The sequence below is a fragment of the Streptomyces sp. NPDC088794 genome (assembly GCF_044750545.1).
In the GTDB taxonomy this organism is placed as follows: domain Bacteria; phylum Actinomycetota; class Actinomycetes; order Streptomycetales; family Streptomycetaceae; genus Streptomyces.
In genome coordinates this window covers 33,535-48,667 of sequence record NZ_JBIVKB010000030.1, presented here as the reverse complement: position 1 = coordinate 48,667, position 15,133 = coordinate 33,535, and the positions used below count along the sequence as shown (strand labels likewise).

Below are 15,133 nucleotides of genomic sequence, written 5' to 3'. Positions count from 1 at the left end.
CGCGGCCTCACCAACGAAGACTTCGTAGTCCTCGATCAATGGCTGCGGGCTACTTGAAGATCCCCACGGTGATCCACAGGAATTGACAATTGCTCGCCTGGGGTCTGTGGTACGAGCTGACCGGCAAGGACACCGTCTTGAATGAGGAGACGCTGGAGGAGACCACAGTGCCGGTCGGCGTCTGGCACTTCGGCCGACTCAACGCCGACGGCTCCTTCTCCTCCGTCGTCTCAGACGAAGTCGCCGCCGTGGACAGCCCGGTCCGGCTGACCGGCGTCCACGACTCGGTCGACGGGACGATCAGCCTCTACCTCGGCTACGGGCAGAACGGTGACGCCAAGGTGTATACCGCCAAGATCGGCAGTGGTGACTTCGCCGTCGGCAAGGGCTACACCGACGGATCGTGGAGGCACTATCTGCCCTCCCGCGTCTCTGAGGTGCGCCTGTGGGCCGGTGCGATGGCGAGCCCGGAGCAGGTCGAGGTCCGCGTGGGCGACTGACCTTCGCGGAGGGGCGGTGCGGCGCTGCCGTTTCCGCGCCGCACCGAAGCACCACAGCACATCACTTGTCGGCCATTCGCGGCTCTGTCGGCCTTTCATGACGCGGAACAACGGGGTGGGAACGGACAATCATGGCTTTTGGCATAGGCACAACAAGAAGAGCATGGGGCGGGAGAAGGCGGCGCGCCGGGACGATGGTGACGTTCCTGGCCCTGTCTCTGATGGTCCCCGCAGGGCCGACCCAGGCGGCACAGGCCGCCGACAAGGGACTCGGCCGACCGGACGTTCCCGATCAGCGGGTGAGCAAGGTCAGGGAAGTCGACGGGCCCGGCGCGAAGGAAGCCCGCGCGAAGGTCGCCAAGGACAAGAAGGCCAACGCCGAACGCGCACGGCAAGCCCGTGCGGAGCAGAAGGCGGCCTGGCCCGAGCAGGGTGACGCGAGCGTCGAACTGGACGCCGGCAAACGCGTTCAGGCGGAGCCCGGCGGCCTTCCCGTCAGCATCGCTGCGGCCGGAGGCAAGAACGGTGCCGAATCCGGCATTACCGCACGGATCACGGTCCTCGACCAGAAGGCCGCCCGGGAAGCCGGCATCACCGGTGTGCTGCTGACCGCCGAGGCGGACGAGGCAGGGCAGGCCGAACTCGACATCGACTACAGCGGCTTCGCCTCGGCGATCGGCGGCGGCTGGGCCTCCCTGCTGCGCCTGGTGCGCCTCCCCGGCTGCGTCCTGGACACTCCTGAGAAGGCCGCGTGCCGCACCGCCACCCCGGTCAAGTCCGACAACGACCTCGCCGGCCAGACCATCACCGCCTCTGTCCCGCTGGCCGAGACCAGTGACGGCCCCTCGGCACAGCTGGCCGACGCAGCCACTGCGGAGACGGCGGTGTTCGCCGTGACGGCGGCCGATCCCGGGTCGGGCGAATCCCCGTCGGGCACCGGCGACTACTCGGCCACCGAACTGTCGGAGTCCTCCTCCTGGGAGGCGGGCGACAACTCCGGTTCCTTCACCTGGAACCACGACTTCAACATGCCGCCCGCGGCGGCCGGCCCGACGCCGGAACTGTCCCTGTCCTACGACTCGGCAAGCGTCGACGGCCGCACGGCGACCACCAACAACCAGGGCAGCGCGGTCGGTGAGGGCTTCAGCCTGACCGAGTCCTACATCGAGCGGTCCTACGGCTCCTGCGACGACGACGGCCACGAGGACGTCTTCGACCACTGCTGGAAGTACGACAACGCGCAACTGGTCCTGAACGGAAAATCGACCCGCCTGGTGAAGGTGTCCGGCACCTGGGACAGCACCTGGCGGCTGGAGAACGACGACGCCTCGACCGTGACCCGCTCCACGGGAGCCGACAACGGCGACGGCAACGGCGAGTACTGGACCGTCATCACCGGCGACGGCACCAAGTACGTCTTCGGCCTGAACAAGCTCGACGGCGCCGCCGACCAGCGCACCAACTCCACCTGGACCGTCCCGGTCTTCGGCGACGACTCCGGCGAGCCCGGCTACGGCAACGGCGACTCCTTCGCCGACCGCTCCGTGACCCAGGCGTGGCGGTGGAACCTCGACTACGTCGAGGACACCCACGCCAACGCCTCCACGTACTGGTACGCCAAGGAGACCAACCACTACAAGAAGAACAAGGCCACCACGGCCAACGCCGCCTACACCCGCGGCGGCTACCTGACAGAGATCAAGTACGGCTTGCGCAAGGGCGCGCTGTTCACCGACGACGCCGACGCCAAGGTCACCTTCAGCCATGCCGAGCGCTGCACCGCCTCGGACTGCTCGTCACTGACCAAGGACACCGCTAGGAACTGGCCCGACGTGCCCTTCGACGCGATCTGCACCGACGGGGACGCGGACTGCCTGGCAACCGGCCCCTCGTTTTTCTCCCGCAAGCGGCTGACCGGCATCTCCACCTCCTCGTGGAACGCCGCCACCAGCGCCTACGATCCGGTGGACTCCTGGGCGCTCACCCAGGAGTACCTGGACGGCGGGGACATCGGCGACACCTCCGACCACGTCCTGACCCTGAAGTCGCTGAAGCGGACCGCCAAGGCCGGTGACAGTGACATCGCCCTCAACCCGGTCTCGTTCACCTACCAGTGGCGGGAGAACCGGGTCGACGGCACCGACGACATCCTGCCCCTGACCCGGCCCCGCATCTCCACGGTCACTTCGGAGACCGGCTCGATCACCACGGTGACTCTGTCCTCGCCGGAGTGCGTGCGCAGCGAGGTGACGGGCGCGGCCGAGGACACCAACACCCGCTCCTGCCACCCGCAGTACTGGAACATCAACGGTTCCTCCGAGGCATCGGTGGACTGGTTCCACAAGTACCGGGTCGAGGCCGTCGTCGTCACCGACCCGGCGGGCAACAACGACGCGGTCGAGTACGCCTACGACTACGGCGGCGCCGCCTGGCACCACAGCGACGACCCCTTCACCCCGAAGGCCGAGCGCACCTGGTCCGACTGGCGCGGCTACCGCCAGGTCACCGTCTACACGGGCGCCACGAGCACCACGCACTCCAAGACCGTCTCGCTCTACATGCAGGGCATGCACGGCGACAAGAAGAAGGACGGCACCACCCGCTCGGTCACCCTCAGCCCGCTGGCATCCCCGTCGATCGGGGTCGCGAGCATCACCGACAGCGACCAGTACGCGGGCACGCGCCGCGAGCACGTCACCTACAACGGCTCGACGCCGATCACCGTCGAGGTCACCGACCCATGGTCGAAGGAGACGGGACGCCAGAGTGTGCCCGACGCCGCCGACCACGTGGCCCGCTACGTCCGCACGGCCAAGACCACCACCCACCAGTACCTGACCGCCACGCAGACCTGGCGTGCCCGCGCGATCGCCACGACATACGACGACTACGGCATGCCCATCACCGTCGACGACTCCGGCGAGGTCGGCAAGGGCGGCGACCAGACCTGCACCCGCACCTGGTACGCCCGCAACGACGCGGCCGGCATCACCGACCTCGTCTCCCGCACCCGTACGATCGGCCAGTCCTGCTCGGTGGCCGACACAAGCCTGAGCCTGCCGGCGAACTCCGAGACGCGCGGCGACGTCCTGTCCGACACCGCCACCGTCTACGACAACCCCTCCGCCACCACATGGTCCGCTTCTCAGACACCCACCAAGGGCGCGGCCACCTGGACCGGCCGCGCCACCGGATACGCCGCCGCGGCGGGCACGGACGGGCTGCGCGCGGCCGCGGGCTGGCAGACGACCACGACCACCACGTACGACACCCTCGGCCGCCCCGTCGACGTCACCGACGCCCACGGCAACACCACCAACACGGCCTACACCCCCGTCTCAGCGGGTCCGCTGACCAAGACGATCGTCACCAATGCCGAGGGTCACAAGGTCACCAGCTTCCTGGACCCCAGGCACGGACAGCCCCTGCGCGTGTACGACGCCAACCTGAAAAAGACCGAGACCACCTACGACGCCCTCGGCCGACTGACCGCGGTCTGGCAGCCCAACCGCAACAAGGCCGCCGGCTACAGCGCGAACACCACCTTCAAGTACCAGATCAGCAGCACCGAGCCATCATGGGTGTCCACCGCGAGCCTGAAGAAGGACGGCGAGACCTACAACACCAGCTACGAGCTGTACGACTCGATGATGCGCCCGCTGCAGACCCAGTCCCCCACACCGCTCGGCGGCCGGGTGCTCACCGACACCCGCTACGACACCCGGGGACTGGCCTACGAGACGTACGAGGACATCTTTGACAGCACGGCCACACCGAACGGCACCTACACGCGAGAGGAGTACGGCGAGGCGCCCCAGCAGACCGAGACGGTCTACGACGGCGCGGAACGGGCGACCACCAACACCCTGTACGTGTACGGCGTGAAGAAGTGGTCGACCACCACCAGCTACACCGGTGACTCCACCGCCACCACCGCCGTCCAGGGCGGCTCGGCCAACCGCACGATCACCGACGCCCGCGGCCGGACTATCGAGACCCGCCAGTACGCGGGCACGAGCCCGGCCGACCCGGAATTCGGCGGCGGCACGGGCACGGCCTCGTACACCACCACCAAGTTCCAGTACACGCTGGACGATCGGCAGTCCCAGGTCACCGGCCCCGACGGCGCCAAGTGGGCGTCCGGCTACGACCTGTTCGGCCGCAAGACCAGCGCCGACGACCCCGACAAGGGCCTGACCGAGCTCGACTACAACAACCTCGACCAGCTCACCAAGACCACCGACTCCCGCGGCAAGAGCACCCTCACCGACTACGACGAACTCGGCCGCGTCACCGGTACCTGGACCGGTTCGAAGACCGACGCCAACCAGCTCACCGCCCTCACCTACGACACTCTGCTCAAGGGCCTGCCGGACGCGAGCACCCGATACACCGGAGGCAAGAGTGGCAAGGCGTATACCGAGACCGTCACCGCCTATGACAGCCTGTCCCGCCCCACCACCACCGAACTGACCCTGCCCAGCACCGACCCACTCGCCGCGGCGGGCGCGGCCACCCTGCAGTTCGAGAGCAACTACAACATCGACGGCACCCTCCAGAGCACCAAGGAGCCCGCTCTCGGCGGCCTGCCCTCGGAGATCGTCGACTACGGCTACACCGGCACCGGCCAGCTCACCTCCATCGGCGGCAGCACCGGCTACCTGCTCGACGCCGACTACTCCGCCCTCGGTGAGGACCAGCAGCTCGTCCTCGGAACCGCGAACACCGAGGAGCACAAGAAGGCGTACGTCACCAACACCTGGGAGGAGGGCACAGGGCGGCTTCTGGGCAGCCATGTCACGGACCAGACCCACCCGTACAAGCTGCAGAACTTCGTCTACGCCTACGACCAGGCGGGCAACGTCACCTCCATCGCCGACACCAGCACCCTCGGCGGCACCGCGGCGGCCGAGACCCAGTGCTTCACCTACGACGGCCACCGGCGCTTGGCCGAAGCGTGGACTCCGGGACCGCAGCAGTGCTCCGACACCCGCAGCGCGAGCAGCCTGGGTGGCCGCGTCCCGTACTGGACCGGCTACACCTACAACGACGCCGGCCAACGCACCACCGAGACCGAACACACCAGCACCGGCAACACCACCACAACCTACTGCTACGAAGAGGAGGACCAGCCCCACGCCCTGACCGGCACCAGCGCCAAGGCCGACTGCGCCGCCCCGGACCGCGCCTACGAGTTCGACAGCACAGGCAACACCACCAGGCGCCCGGACGGCACCACCACCCAGGACCTCGGCTGGTCCGACGAGGGCAAGCTGACAACCCTCACCGAGATCGGCAAAGCCACCGACTACCTGTACGGGGCCGACGGCACCCTCCTGATCCGCGCCACCGAGGGCGGGGAGCGTGTCCTGTACGCGGGGGCGACCGAGCTGCACCTGCGGGCGAACGGCAGCACCTGGGCCCAGCGCCACTACAGCTCGGGCGACCTGACCGTCGCCGTCCGATCCAACGAGAGCGGCAGCAACGAGCTGAGCTACCTGGCCACGGACCAGCACGGCACTGCCAGCCTCGCCATCGATGCCACGGACCAGACGTACTCCCGGCGCTACATGACTCCCTTCGGCGCACCCAGGGGCAGCACCACGGGGACCGCGTGGCCCGACGACAAGGGCTTCCTCGGCAAGACCACCGACACCGCCACAGGTCTCACCCACATCGGTGCCCGCCAGTACGACCCCGAGCTCGGCCAGTTCATCAGCGTCGACCCGCTCCTGCAGACCGGCGTGGGTCAGACCCTCAACGGCTACAGCTACGCCGTCCAGAACCCGGCAACCGTCGCCGACCCCTCCGGCCTCGGCGTCCCCGAATGCAACGAGCCGCAGAAGTACGGCATCACCTGCCGGGGCGGCATTCCCGTCAGCACCGGCAAGAAGAAGGCCAGCAACAGCGGCGAGGGCCCGGTCCGAGCCTGCCGCTGCGGAGGACGGCCCACGCTCGTCAAGGGCATGAAGCCCACCGGCCTCGGAGGCACCCCGGGCCGCCGCAACCTCACCCTGCCCTCAACACCGGCACCCAAGGGCTGGCTCAAGACGACACCCTCCGAATCAAAGCTCAAGAAGGGTCCCGGCCCGGTGGAGAACTTCGTCGGCGGTATCATCCACAAGGCCCTGTCGTCGAATAACGGGTTTGTGGGTGGCTTGCTTGCCGACTTGACGGGATACGACAGGACACAGGGCGTCTGTCTCAATGGCAGTGCGTCCGCCGGATTCGGGTTCTCGGGGCGCGGCTGCCTCATGGTGATGCAAACCTCCCAGGGATACGAGGTCGGCTTCGCCGGGTCGCTCGGTCCGTCGATCGGCAGCCCGGGAGCGGGCATCACCCTCGACCGCTACTGGAGCAACGCGGACGATTACGACAACCTGCGCGCGTGGGGAGCCGGCGCCGAGGTCAGCGTGGGCGCTCCTATCAGCGGACATGCCGCCTGGGGAACGGGCGGTGCCCGCACCGCAGACGGAACGTTGGTGGGAGAATTCGAGCTCGGAGTCGGCGCCGACGTCTTCGTAGCTGACGTGTCGGGCGGACCGGCCTATACGTGGATCGGTGAATGGTGATGCGCATCTCTCTGGAGGAAAAGTGACCGATCTCGCCAAGGAGGAGCTCCCGGTAGGGGGCCAGCTGCTCCTGCTCTTCAGTGCTGGGCTCTTCTTTCTCGCGGTCGGTGTCTGGTTCCTGACCAATGCGACAAAACCCGGTGTGGTGAACAAGATGCGCTCACTGTCAGGGTTTTCTCATCGCGGAGAGAGGGAGACGCGGATCCTGGCGCGCATTTTGGGCGTGGGATTCGTGATCGGCGGTGCTGCGGCATTCATCGGTGGCGGCGTAGTCGCGTTCCGCTGAGAAGAGCCAGGGCGGTGGCCGTGAAGACGGTCCTGTGATTCGGCAGATGTGGCGTGTCAGAGAGACTCCGGCACGGCGCGTCTGCCGATCCCTATAAGCAGCTGCTGGGGCAACGCTGGTGCACTGTCTGGCAGAGGGTGTTGAGCAATGATGCGGGAACAGCTTCAGGCCCAGGACCGACGGCGCGTTCTACGTCGTCGCTCCTGGGCCATCCTGAGCTGGAGCGGAATCGGCTTTCTCTGGGCACTGCACCTTCTGGGGCTACTGTCTTCTCTGGCTCACGAGAACTACCGTGATGCGCTACTCATGGCAGCGGTCATCTCGGCGATCACGGCCCTTTCCCGGAGGATCGGAAGCTGCCGGATAGTCCTCCTGGACGGCGCGATTCTGGTCGAGAATCCCATCATGGCCTATCTGGTTCCCTATCGGGATGTGCGCGGAGTGCACACGGCTTCTGGCGGTGGGCTGGAAATCGAGACCCGCCGAGAGGGGAGTGTCCGGCCCTTCGTCTTCGGTGGCTCGCTGGTCGACGCCTTCTTCAAGACCAGTCAACGAGCTGCGGCGGAGATCCAGGTCGAGTTCGCAAGAAAGAGGAATCCAGCGGATTCAGCAGCGGAAGAGAAGACGACTCGGAGTATTCGCCCTTGCCGGTCGGCGGATTCTCTGCTTGCTTTGGCACTGCTTCTGGCCGTAGGCGCGGTCTCGTTCACCTGACGTCGGACGCATCAGCTCGTGGTGTGCCGGAGGGACGCTGGCACACCAGGTCCGCTGACCGGTCACTGCGCGTGCCGCGGCAGTGATCCGGAGCCTGTTTGGTCGTCATGGAGAACGTCACCATCTATGGATACATGCGGATCCCCTCGCGGAACTGCCGGCGCCCGTCCGACAGTCCGCCACCCTGCGCGTACCTCATGACAACGGCATACCGCGAGGATCAAGCCCTCTCAGCAGCTACGACAACCCGAGTTCAAGCTCAGTTGCAAGGGGACTTTCTGACTGCCCCGTGCGGCACGCCGGTGGTGAAAGCAGGCGTTCCACTCCGCCATTACGGAGGCCGCGTGCGTGCGGCTCAGCTGCAGTGCGATGGGTAGTCCGCCGAGCTGGAACGGGTGGCTCGCGAGGGTCCACGCGGCGCCGCCCAGCTCGTCCGGGCTCACGTACAGCTGGGTGCCGGGAGGTCGGCTCCATGCCAACCGAGGTTGGTGACGGTGTCGCGGATCGGTTCTGCGAGTTGGCCGTCGTCAACGGCCAGGAGGCGTCGGGCGATCCAGTACACCGGGTCGGGCCGGGATGTCGGCGGCGGCTGAATCTTGGCTGAGCCAGTTTTCAGGCGTCGGCGACACGGGAGGGATGGCTGGGATGGTGCGGGTAAAGGGGCGCCTCCAAGCTTGGGAATGGTGATTGGCCGTCGAGATGACTGGCTCACACGCGGTGAGACCGCGGCGCCTTGGCGACTGCAGCCCTTGGGGAAACCGCTGCTCACCCATCGCGCGATGCATGAGCGGACAGTGCGGCAGTATGTGAATTCAGCGGCAGGTACCGACGAACCCGCAAGTCGCTGATCAGGGGAAACGGGATCCAACGTGATGATGCGGCACCAGCCGCCACGACCCCGCGAGCCCACCGCCACCGATAACACGACCACGACCTACTGCTACGAGAAGGCGGACCAGCCACATGCCCTGACCGCCACCAGCACCAGCACCAGCACCAGCACCAGCACCAGCACCAAGGCGGACTGCACCGCTCCGGAACACGCCTACGTATCCGACAGCGCCGGTAACACCACAAGCCGTCCCGGCGGCACCGCCACCCAGGCTCTCGAATGGTCTGACGAGGGCAGACTGAACACCCTCACCGAGAACGGCAAGGCGACGGACTACCCGTACGGGGCCTGCGGCACCCTCCTGATCCGTGCCACCGAGGGCGGAGAGCGTGTCCTGTACGCGGGGGCGACCGAACTGCATCTGCGCGCCGACGGCAGCACCTGGGCCCAACGCCACTACGGCTCCGGAGACCTGACCGTCGCTATTCGCTCGAACGAGAGCGGCAGCAACGAACTCAGCTACCTGGTCGCCGACCAGCACGGCACCGCGGGCCTCGCCATCGACGCCACCGACCAGGCATTCTCCCGGCGCTACATGACTCCCTTCGGCGCACCCAGGGGCAGCACCACGGGGACCGCGTGGCCCGACGACAAGGGCTTCCTCGGCAAGACCACCGACACCGCCACAGGTCTCACCCACATCGGTGCCCGCCAGTACGACCCCGAGCTCGGCCAGTTCATCAGCGTCGACCCGCTCCTGCAGACCGGCGTGGGTCAGACCCTCAACGGCTACAGCTACGCCGTCCAGAACCCGGCAACCGTCGCCGACCCCTCCGGCCTCGGCGTCCCCGAATGCAACGAGCCGCAGAAGTACGGCATCACCTGCCGGGGCGGCATTCCCGTCAGCACCGGCAAGAAGAAGGCCAGCAACAGCGGCGAGGGCCCGGTCCGAGCCTGCCGCTGCGGAGGACGGCCCACGCTCGTCAAGGGCATGAAGCCCACCGGCCTCGGAGGCACCCCGGGCCGCCGCAACCTCACCCTGCCCTCAACACCGGCACCGAAGGGCTGGCTCAAGACCACCCCGCCCAACCCGGGCCCCGCACCCAAGGCAGAAGCCAACAAGAACTGGTATCAGCGAGCAGCCGCTCGCGTACCCGTCGAACGAGCCATCGCCCGTCTGAAGTGCTGGCGAATCTTCCGTCACACCCGGTGCAGCCCGAACCGCATGACGTCATCCATGAAGGGGCGGGGCCGGTCAAGTGGGGTGCTTGTCCGGGTCTTTCCTACTGTGCGTTGGGATGAGGGCGTGCTCGGCCGGGGGGACGGGCTGTTCCCGTTCCCGGGTATGGGCTGTGGGCCCGCCCGCGGGCGGGCTGTTGTAGGGGTGTGCTCTTCACCAGTGTGATGTCGAGGTGGCGGCGCTCCGGCTGCCGGTCATCCATCCGCCGCGCCCGCGTCACGCATGGTGCGTGGGGCGGCATGGTGTGGTTCGGCACACGGCCGGCGGGATCAATCAATCGCTCGGCCTCGCCGCGGTGCGGGGGCCAGACGTCATAGCGATCACGCGCCGGTGTGGGTCCGGATGCTGCTCACACCGGGTCCCGGCGGGTCAGGCAGCGGACCTCGCCATCGCGCAGCCCGTAGTAGACCAGGGTGAGCAGCTTGCGCGCTGCGGCGGCCTTGGCGATATTGCGTGCCCCGACGCCGCGGCGGGCCTCGATGCGGTCCTTGTGGGCGCGCATCGGGGTGCTCTCGGGGGCGTGCTGGACGGCCTCGACGGCCGCCCAGCGCACCAGTTTGGAGCCCTGTTTGGTCAGATGCCCGCGTCGGACCACCGTGCCCGACTCCCGGTGGCGCGGGGTGAGCCCGGCCCATGAGCACAGATGCTGCGGGTCGGGGAAACGGGTAACGTCGGCGATCTCGACGGTGAAGACCGCGGCCAGGACCGGACCGATACCGCCGATCTTCTGGATCGCGCGGTAGCCGGTGTCGCTGGCCAGGCGGGCGGCGATCTCCTTGTCCAGCATCCCGATCTGCTGGCCGAGTTCGTGCATCACCGCGCACAGCGCGCGCACCCGGGCCGCGTACCCGGCGGGCAGCGGCAGCTCGTCGAGGAACGCGGTGCCCGTGGTGCCGAACAGGTCACTCATCGGCACCTCGATGCCCAGCTTGCCCATCACGCCGTGAGCCTGGTTGCGGCAGCTGGTCCGCAGACTGACCAGCTTGTGCCGACCGCGCACCAGCTCCCGCAGTTCGCGGGTCTCGGGCGGAGCCAGCCAGGCTTCCGGCAGCCGTCCCAGCCGCAACAGGTCGGCCAGGTCGGCGGCGTCCCTCTCGTCGTTCTTCAGCCGCCGGTAGCTGAATGCCTTCACCCCCAGCGGATGGGCCAGGTGCACCTCGGCCCCGGCCTCGGCCAGCGCGTCGGCGGCCCAGTACCAGCCGAGCGTGGCCTCCAGCACCACCTTCGGCTGCGGCCCGGCCTTGGCGATCTCCCGCTTGAGCCGGGCCGGATCGTTGTTGAAGCGGGCCATCTTGCCCAGCCGCTGCCCGTCCGCCGCCATCCGCACTAGGACCGAGCGGCGCCGGTGCAGGTCCATTCCCACCCACTGCACACAGTCGTACGGTGAACTCATCGAAGGCCTCCCCGAGTTCGGACTCTCTGCCTGAGCCGAGCATCCTGCGCACCCGGCGGGAGCGGGAGGCCCCGCCCCTTCATCGCATCAATCACCAAGGCCGTCCTCACCCTGGAGCGGCACCGCTGAAAAGGCTCATTGACCAGGGCGTCGGCGTGGAGCTTGCCCGCCCGGGTGGTGATCTGGTGGTCGCAGGCGACGGCGAGTACGTAGCCGATCTCGCGTCTTTCCAGCTCGCTCCGCAGGTGTGGGTTGCCTCCGTAGACCTCATCGCCGGCCACCCAGGATGCGGCGACGCCGACGTCCAGGGCGCGGCGGATCGTGCGGGTTTCGTGGTGAAACCGACGGCGTCAGATATCCCAGCGGCCCGGCAACGGGCCGCATCCTCGGTCCAGGAACGCGGGACATACAGCTCCCGGTCGATCGCCGCGTGCCCGAGCGGAGTGGAGTAGGCGAGGTAGACGGCGACCTGGCTGTTCTTGATGCGTCCGGCGGTGCCGGTGTACTGGCGCTGCACACCCACCGTGTGCATGCCCTTCTTCAGGTCACCGGTCTCCTCCACGACCAGCACCGCGTCCTGGTGGTGCAGGTGCTCAACGACGAAGCTGCGGACGTCGTCGCGTACCGCGTCGGCGTCCCACCTGGCCCTCGACAGCAGGTGCTGCTGACCGTACGGGGTCGCGTCCCCGGCATGCTCGGCAAGCGTCCAGCAGTTCCTGCGCGGCAGGTCCGCCAACAGCCCGAGCGCCAACTGCCGTGCCCGGCGCCTGGGTTCGGCCTGGACGAACCGTCCCGCGATACGGCCCATCAGGACCTCGAACACTTCCTGCCAGCGGCCAGGATCTATCCTGTGGCCTGCGGCCACGGTCTGATCTTCTGTCTTCACACACCGATGATCAACGGTGGTCGCGCCTGTTCCCGGACCAGCCCCGACCAGCAAGATCGCGATCTACAGCTGGAGTACTGGAGGGAGAAACCTGCCTTCTTCCGGCCCGGAATGATGCGTCCGCCGTCCCGGGCGCAATCGGTGCGTGACCGGGCTCAGGGCGTCGCGAGAACGGCCCGGTCGAGGATGTCCAGGCCCTCGTCGAGCTCTGCCTCCCGCACGGTCAGCGGCGGTAGCAGCTTGACAACCTGCCCTTCGGGCCCGGAGGTCTCCAGGAGCAGGCCCCGTTCGAAGGCGCGGGCGCAGACGGCGGCGGCCCGTGCCGGGTCGTCGAACTCGATTCCCCAGACCAGGCCCCGGCCCCGGCAGGCGGTGCCGTCGTGTTCGGCGCAGAGGGCGAGGAGGCGTTGTTCGACCCGCTCGCCGAGGCGCGCGGTGCGCTTTTCCAGTTCCTGGTCCGCCCAGTACGTGTGGAGAGCCGCGGTCGCCGTGATGAAGGCTGGGTTGTTGCCGCGGAAGGTGCCGTTGTGCTCGCCCGGTTCCCACAGGTCGAGTTCGGGACGGAAGAGGGTGAGGGCCATGGGCAGCCCGTATCCGCTGATGGACTTCGAGACGGTGACGATGTCCGGGGTGATACCCGCCTCCTCGAAGGAGAAGAAGGCGCCGGTACGGCCGCAGCCCATCTGGATGTCGTCGACGATGAGCAGCATGTCGTGGCGTGCGCACAGCGCGGAGAGCGCGCGAAGCCATTCGGGCCGGGCCACGTTGATCCCGCCCTCGCCCTGCACGGTCTCGACGATGACCGCCGCGGGGTGGTTGAGGCCGGAGCCGGCGTCCTCCAGAAGCCGCTCGAACCAGAGGAAGTCGGGGATCCGTCCGTCCAGGTAGTCGTCGAACGGCATGGGTGTGCCGTGGACGAGCGGGATGCCCGCTCCGGCTCGTTTGAAGGCGTTGCCGGTGACGGCCAGGGAGCCGAGGGACATTCCGTGGAAGGCGTTGGTGAACGAGACGACCGATTCCCGCCCCTTGGCCTTGCGCGCCAGTTTGAGCGCGGCCTCTACCGCGTTGGTCCCGGTCGGCCCGGGGAACATGACCTTGTAGGGCAGGTGACGCGGGCCGAGGACGACTTCCTGGAAGCTTTCGAGGAAGTCGCGCTTGGCGGTGGTGGCCATGTCCAGGCCGTGGGTGATGCCGTCCCGCTCCAGGTAGCTGAGCAGGGCGCGTTTGAGGACCGGGTTGTTGTGGCCGTAGTTGAGGGATCCGGCCCCGGCGAAGAAGTCCAGGTAGCGGCGGCCGTCCTCGCACCACAACTGACTGCCGCGGGCGTGGTCGAAGACCACGGGCCAGCTGCGGCAGTAACTGCGTACCTCTGATTCGAGCAGTTCGAAGGTGCTCAGGGGTGTCTGGGACGTGGTCATGCGGATGGTTCTCCTTACCGGGTACAGCGACGATGCGGGGTCTTGTCCGGCCAGTGAGCGGTCGGCGCCGGGCGGTCCGCCGACGGGCACAGGGGGCCTGTACGGTGCAGCGCTTCCGGTGCCTGTGCGGCACCGGGGAACACCCCGCCTTGGAAGAGGACGGTCCACTCGGCATCCGCCCGGTGGCGCCGCACAGGCAGCGAACGGGGCGAGGGGCGCGGCGGCGTCCTGGGAGATGGGGACCTCCACCATGGTGAGCGGGCGCCGCGCGCTTACCCGTGCGGTGAGTTCGTCCAGGAGGGCGGTGTCCCCGGTGCACCTCGTCGATGGCGATCCGCCGGACCACGAGGGTCGGCGCACAGCTGGGCCGGAGGCAGCCGGTGACGAACGCGATCGGTCGCCGATCCTCTCGTGTCGGGCGACCACCCAGGTGTCCGCGAGATCGGGGCACCGTGCCATGAGTCCGTGTTCGGCCGGGAGCGGTGGGCCAGTGGAACCGGAGAAGCGCGCGGAGCGACGTCCTGGCCCACGGGCGGTGCGGGACCGGCGGTGGCGGGTCGGCGCCGAGAACGGCGCGAGGGCGCGGCGGCACTGCCTTGCGAGCCTCTCCACCAGGGTCCTCGGCGCCAAGGGCGTCGTAGGCCGGGACCGGTTGTGAACACGCCGCACCGCGGAAGAACCGGCGACCTCCACACCAGATGCGCATGCCCCGGATTTCGCGGCCAGGCCGAACGGCAGGAGAGAACGGTGGCCTCCAGCGAGAGGAGTACGGTCGTATCGCCCGGGCAGACGACCACGGGATGCCCCGGGCTTGAAGACTGCGAGATTCTGCCACCAGGAACTCCGCCCCGCGTCAGGCGTTGCACTGTCGCGCGGCCTTCAGCCCCGCCAGGGACATGCAGACGAATTCAGGCCGTACGCACCGGACAGGGCGACGGCCCCCTCGCCTACCGGCGTGAATTCCCGGAGTCTGACGGCGAAGGCATCCCCCTGAGACACGGCTCCCCGTACACAGACCCACCCTTCCCCGGCGGTGCATCCCAGCCAGGCCGCCGTCCACCGACGGCAGAGACCCGGTGGCGTCAGGGGCGTTGTCGCTTCTGGTGGTACACCCTCGCAAGACACCGGCCAGTACGAGGGCGTCGGCGCGTCCGCCCTTCACCACGTGGTCTCCGTCCTGCGGCACGGGCAGCGCCTTGAGAACGCTCCGCCGAGATGCCGAACCCCTCGGACCTGCGGGACGCAGCCGGCTGACCTGCTCAGGCCGCAATGCCGCCTGAGCAGGAGGACCG

At 68.2% G+C, this 15,133-nt stretch carries 5 protein-coding genes and 4 pseudogenes; 6 read left to right on the top strand and 3 right to left on the bottom strand.

Annotated elements, in window-relative coordinates; translation table 11 throughout:
- Positions 1-95 precede the first annotated feature (95 nt).
- From ACIP6U_RS47175 to ACIP6U_RS47150, 6 genes and pseudogenes are all read left to right on the top strand, one after another.
- Positions 96-500, top strand: a pseudogene (locus ACIP6U_RS47175) (LamG domain protein jellyroll fold domain protein); the annotation flags it as partial.
- A 194-nt stretch (positions 501-694) separates the two neighbouring features.
- The gene (locus ACIP6U_RS47170; RefSeq protein WP_401729538.1) at positions 695-7,072 is read left to right on the top strand and encodes an RHS repeat-associated core domain-containing protein; all 6,378 of its coding nucleotides are present in this window, start codon (positions 695-697) and stop codon (positions 7,070-7,072) included.
- Between the two features lie 22 nt (positions 7,073-7,094).
- A complete protein-coding gene (locus ACIP6U_RS47165; RefSeq protein WP_401729537.1) occupies positions 7,095-7,358 on the top strand; it encodes a hypothetical protein in 264 nt (87 codons plus the stop codon).
- 147 nt (positions 7,359-7,505) lie between these two features.
- Positions 7,506-8,072 carry a hypothetical protein gene (locus ACIP6U_RS47160; RefSeq protein ID WP_401729535.1) on the top strand — a complete coding sequence of 189 codons (567 nt, stop codon included), beginning with the start codon at positions 7,506-7,508 and terminating at the stop codon, positions 8,070-8,072.
- A gap of 872 nt (positions 8,073-8,944) precedes the next feature.
- Positions 8,945-9,733 (top strand): annotated as a pseudogene (locus ACIP6U_RS47155) (RHS repeat-associated core domain-containing protein); the annotation flags it as partial.
- A 309-nt stretch (positions 9,734-10,042) separates the two neighbouring features.
- A pseudogene (locus tag ACIP6U_RS47150) lies at positions 10,043-10,147 on the top strand (IS5/IS1182 family transposase); the annotation flags it as partial.
- A 346-nt stretch (positions 10,148-10,493) separates the two neighbouring features.
- On the opposite strand, the gene ACIP6U_RS47145 reads toward ACIP6U_RS47150, so the two are convergent.
- From ACIP6U_RS47145 to ectB, 3 genes and pseudogenes are all read right to left on the bottom strand, one after another.
- Entirely contained in the window at positions 10,494-11,537 is a 1,044-nt protein-coding gene (locus tag ACIP6U_RS47145; RefSeq protein WP_401729534.1) for an IS110 family transposase, read from the bottom strand.
- A gap of 134 nt (positions 11,538-11,671) precedes the next feature.
- Positions 11,672-12,345: pseudogene (locus tag ACIP6U_RS47140) on the bottom strand (IS701 family transposase); the annotation flags it as partial.
- A gap of 233 nt (positions 12,346-12,578) precedes the next feature.
- Complete coding sequence (gene ectB, locus ACIP6U_RS47135) at positions 12,579-13,841, bottom strand: diaminobutyrate--2-oxoglutarate transaminase (RefSeq protein WP_401729533.1); 1,263 nt, start codon at positions 13,839-13,841, stop codon at positions 12,579-12,581.
- Positions 13,842-15,133: the final 1,292 nt, after the last annotated feature.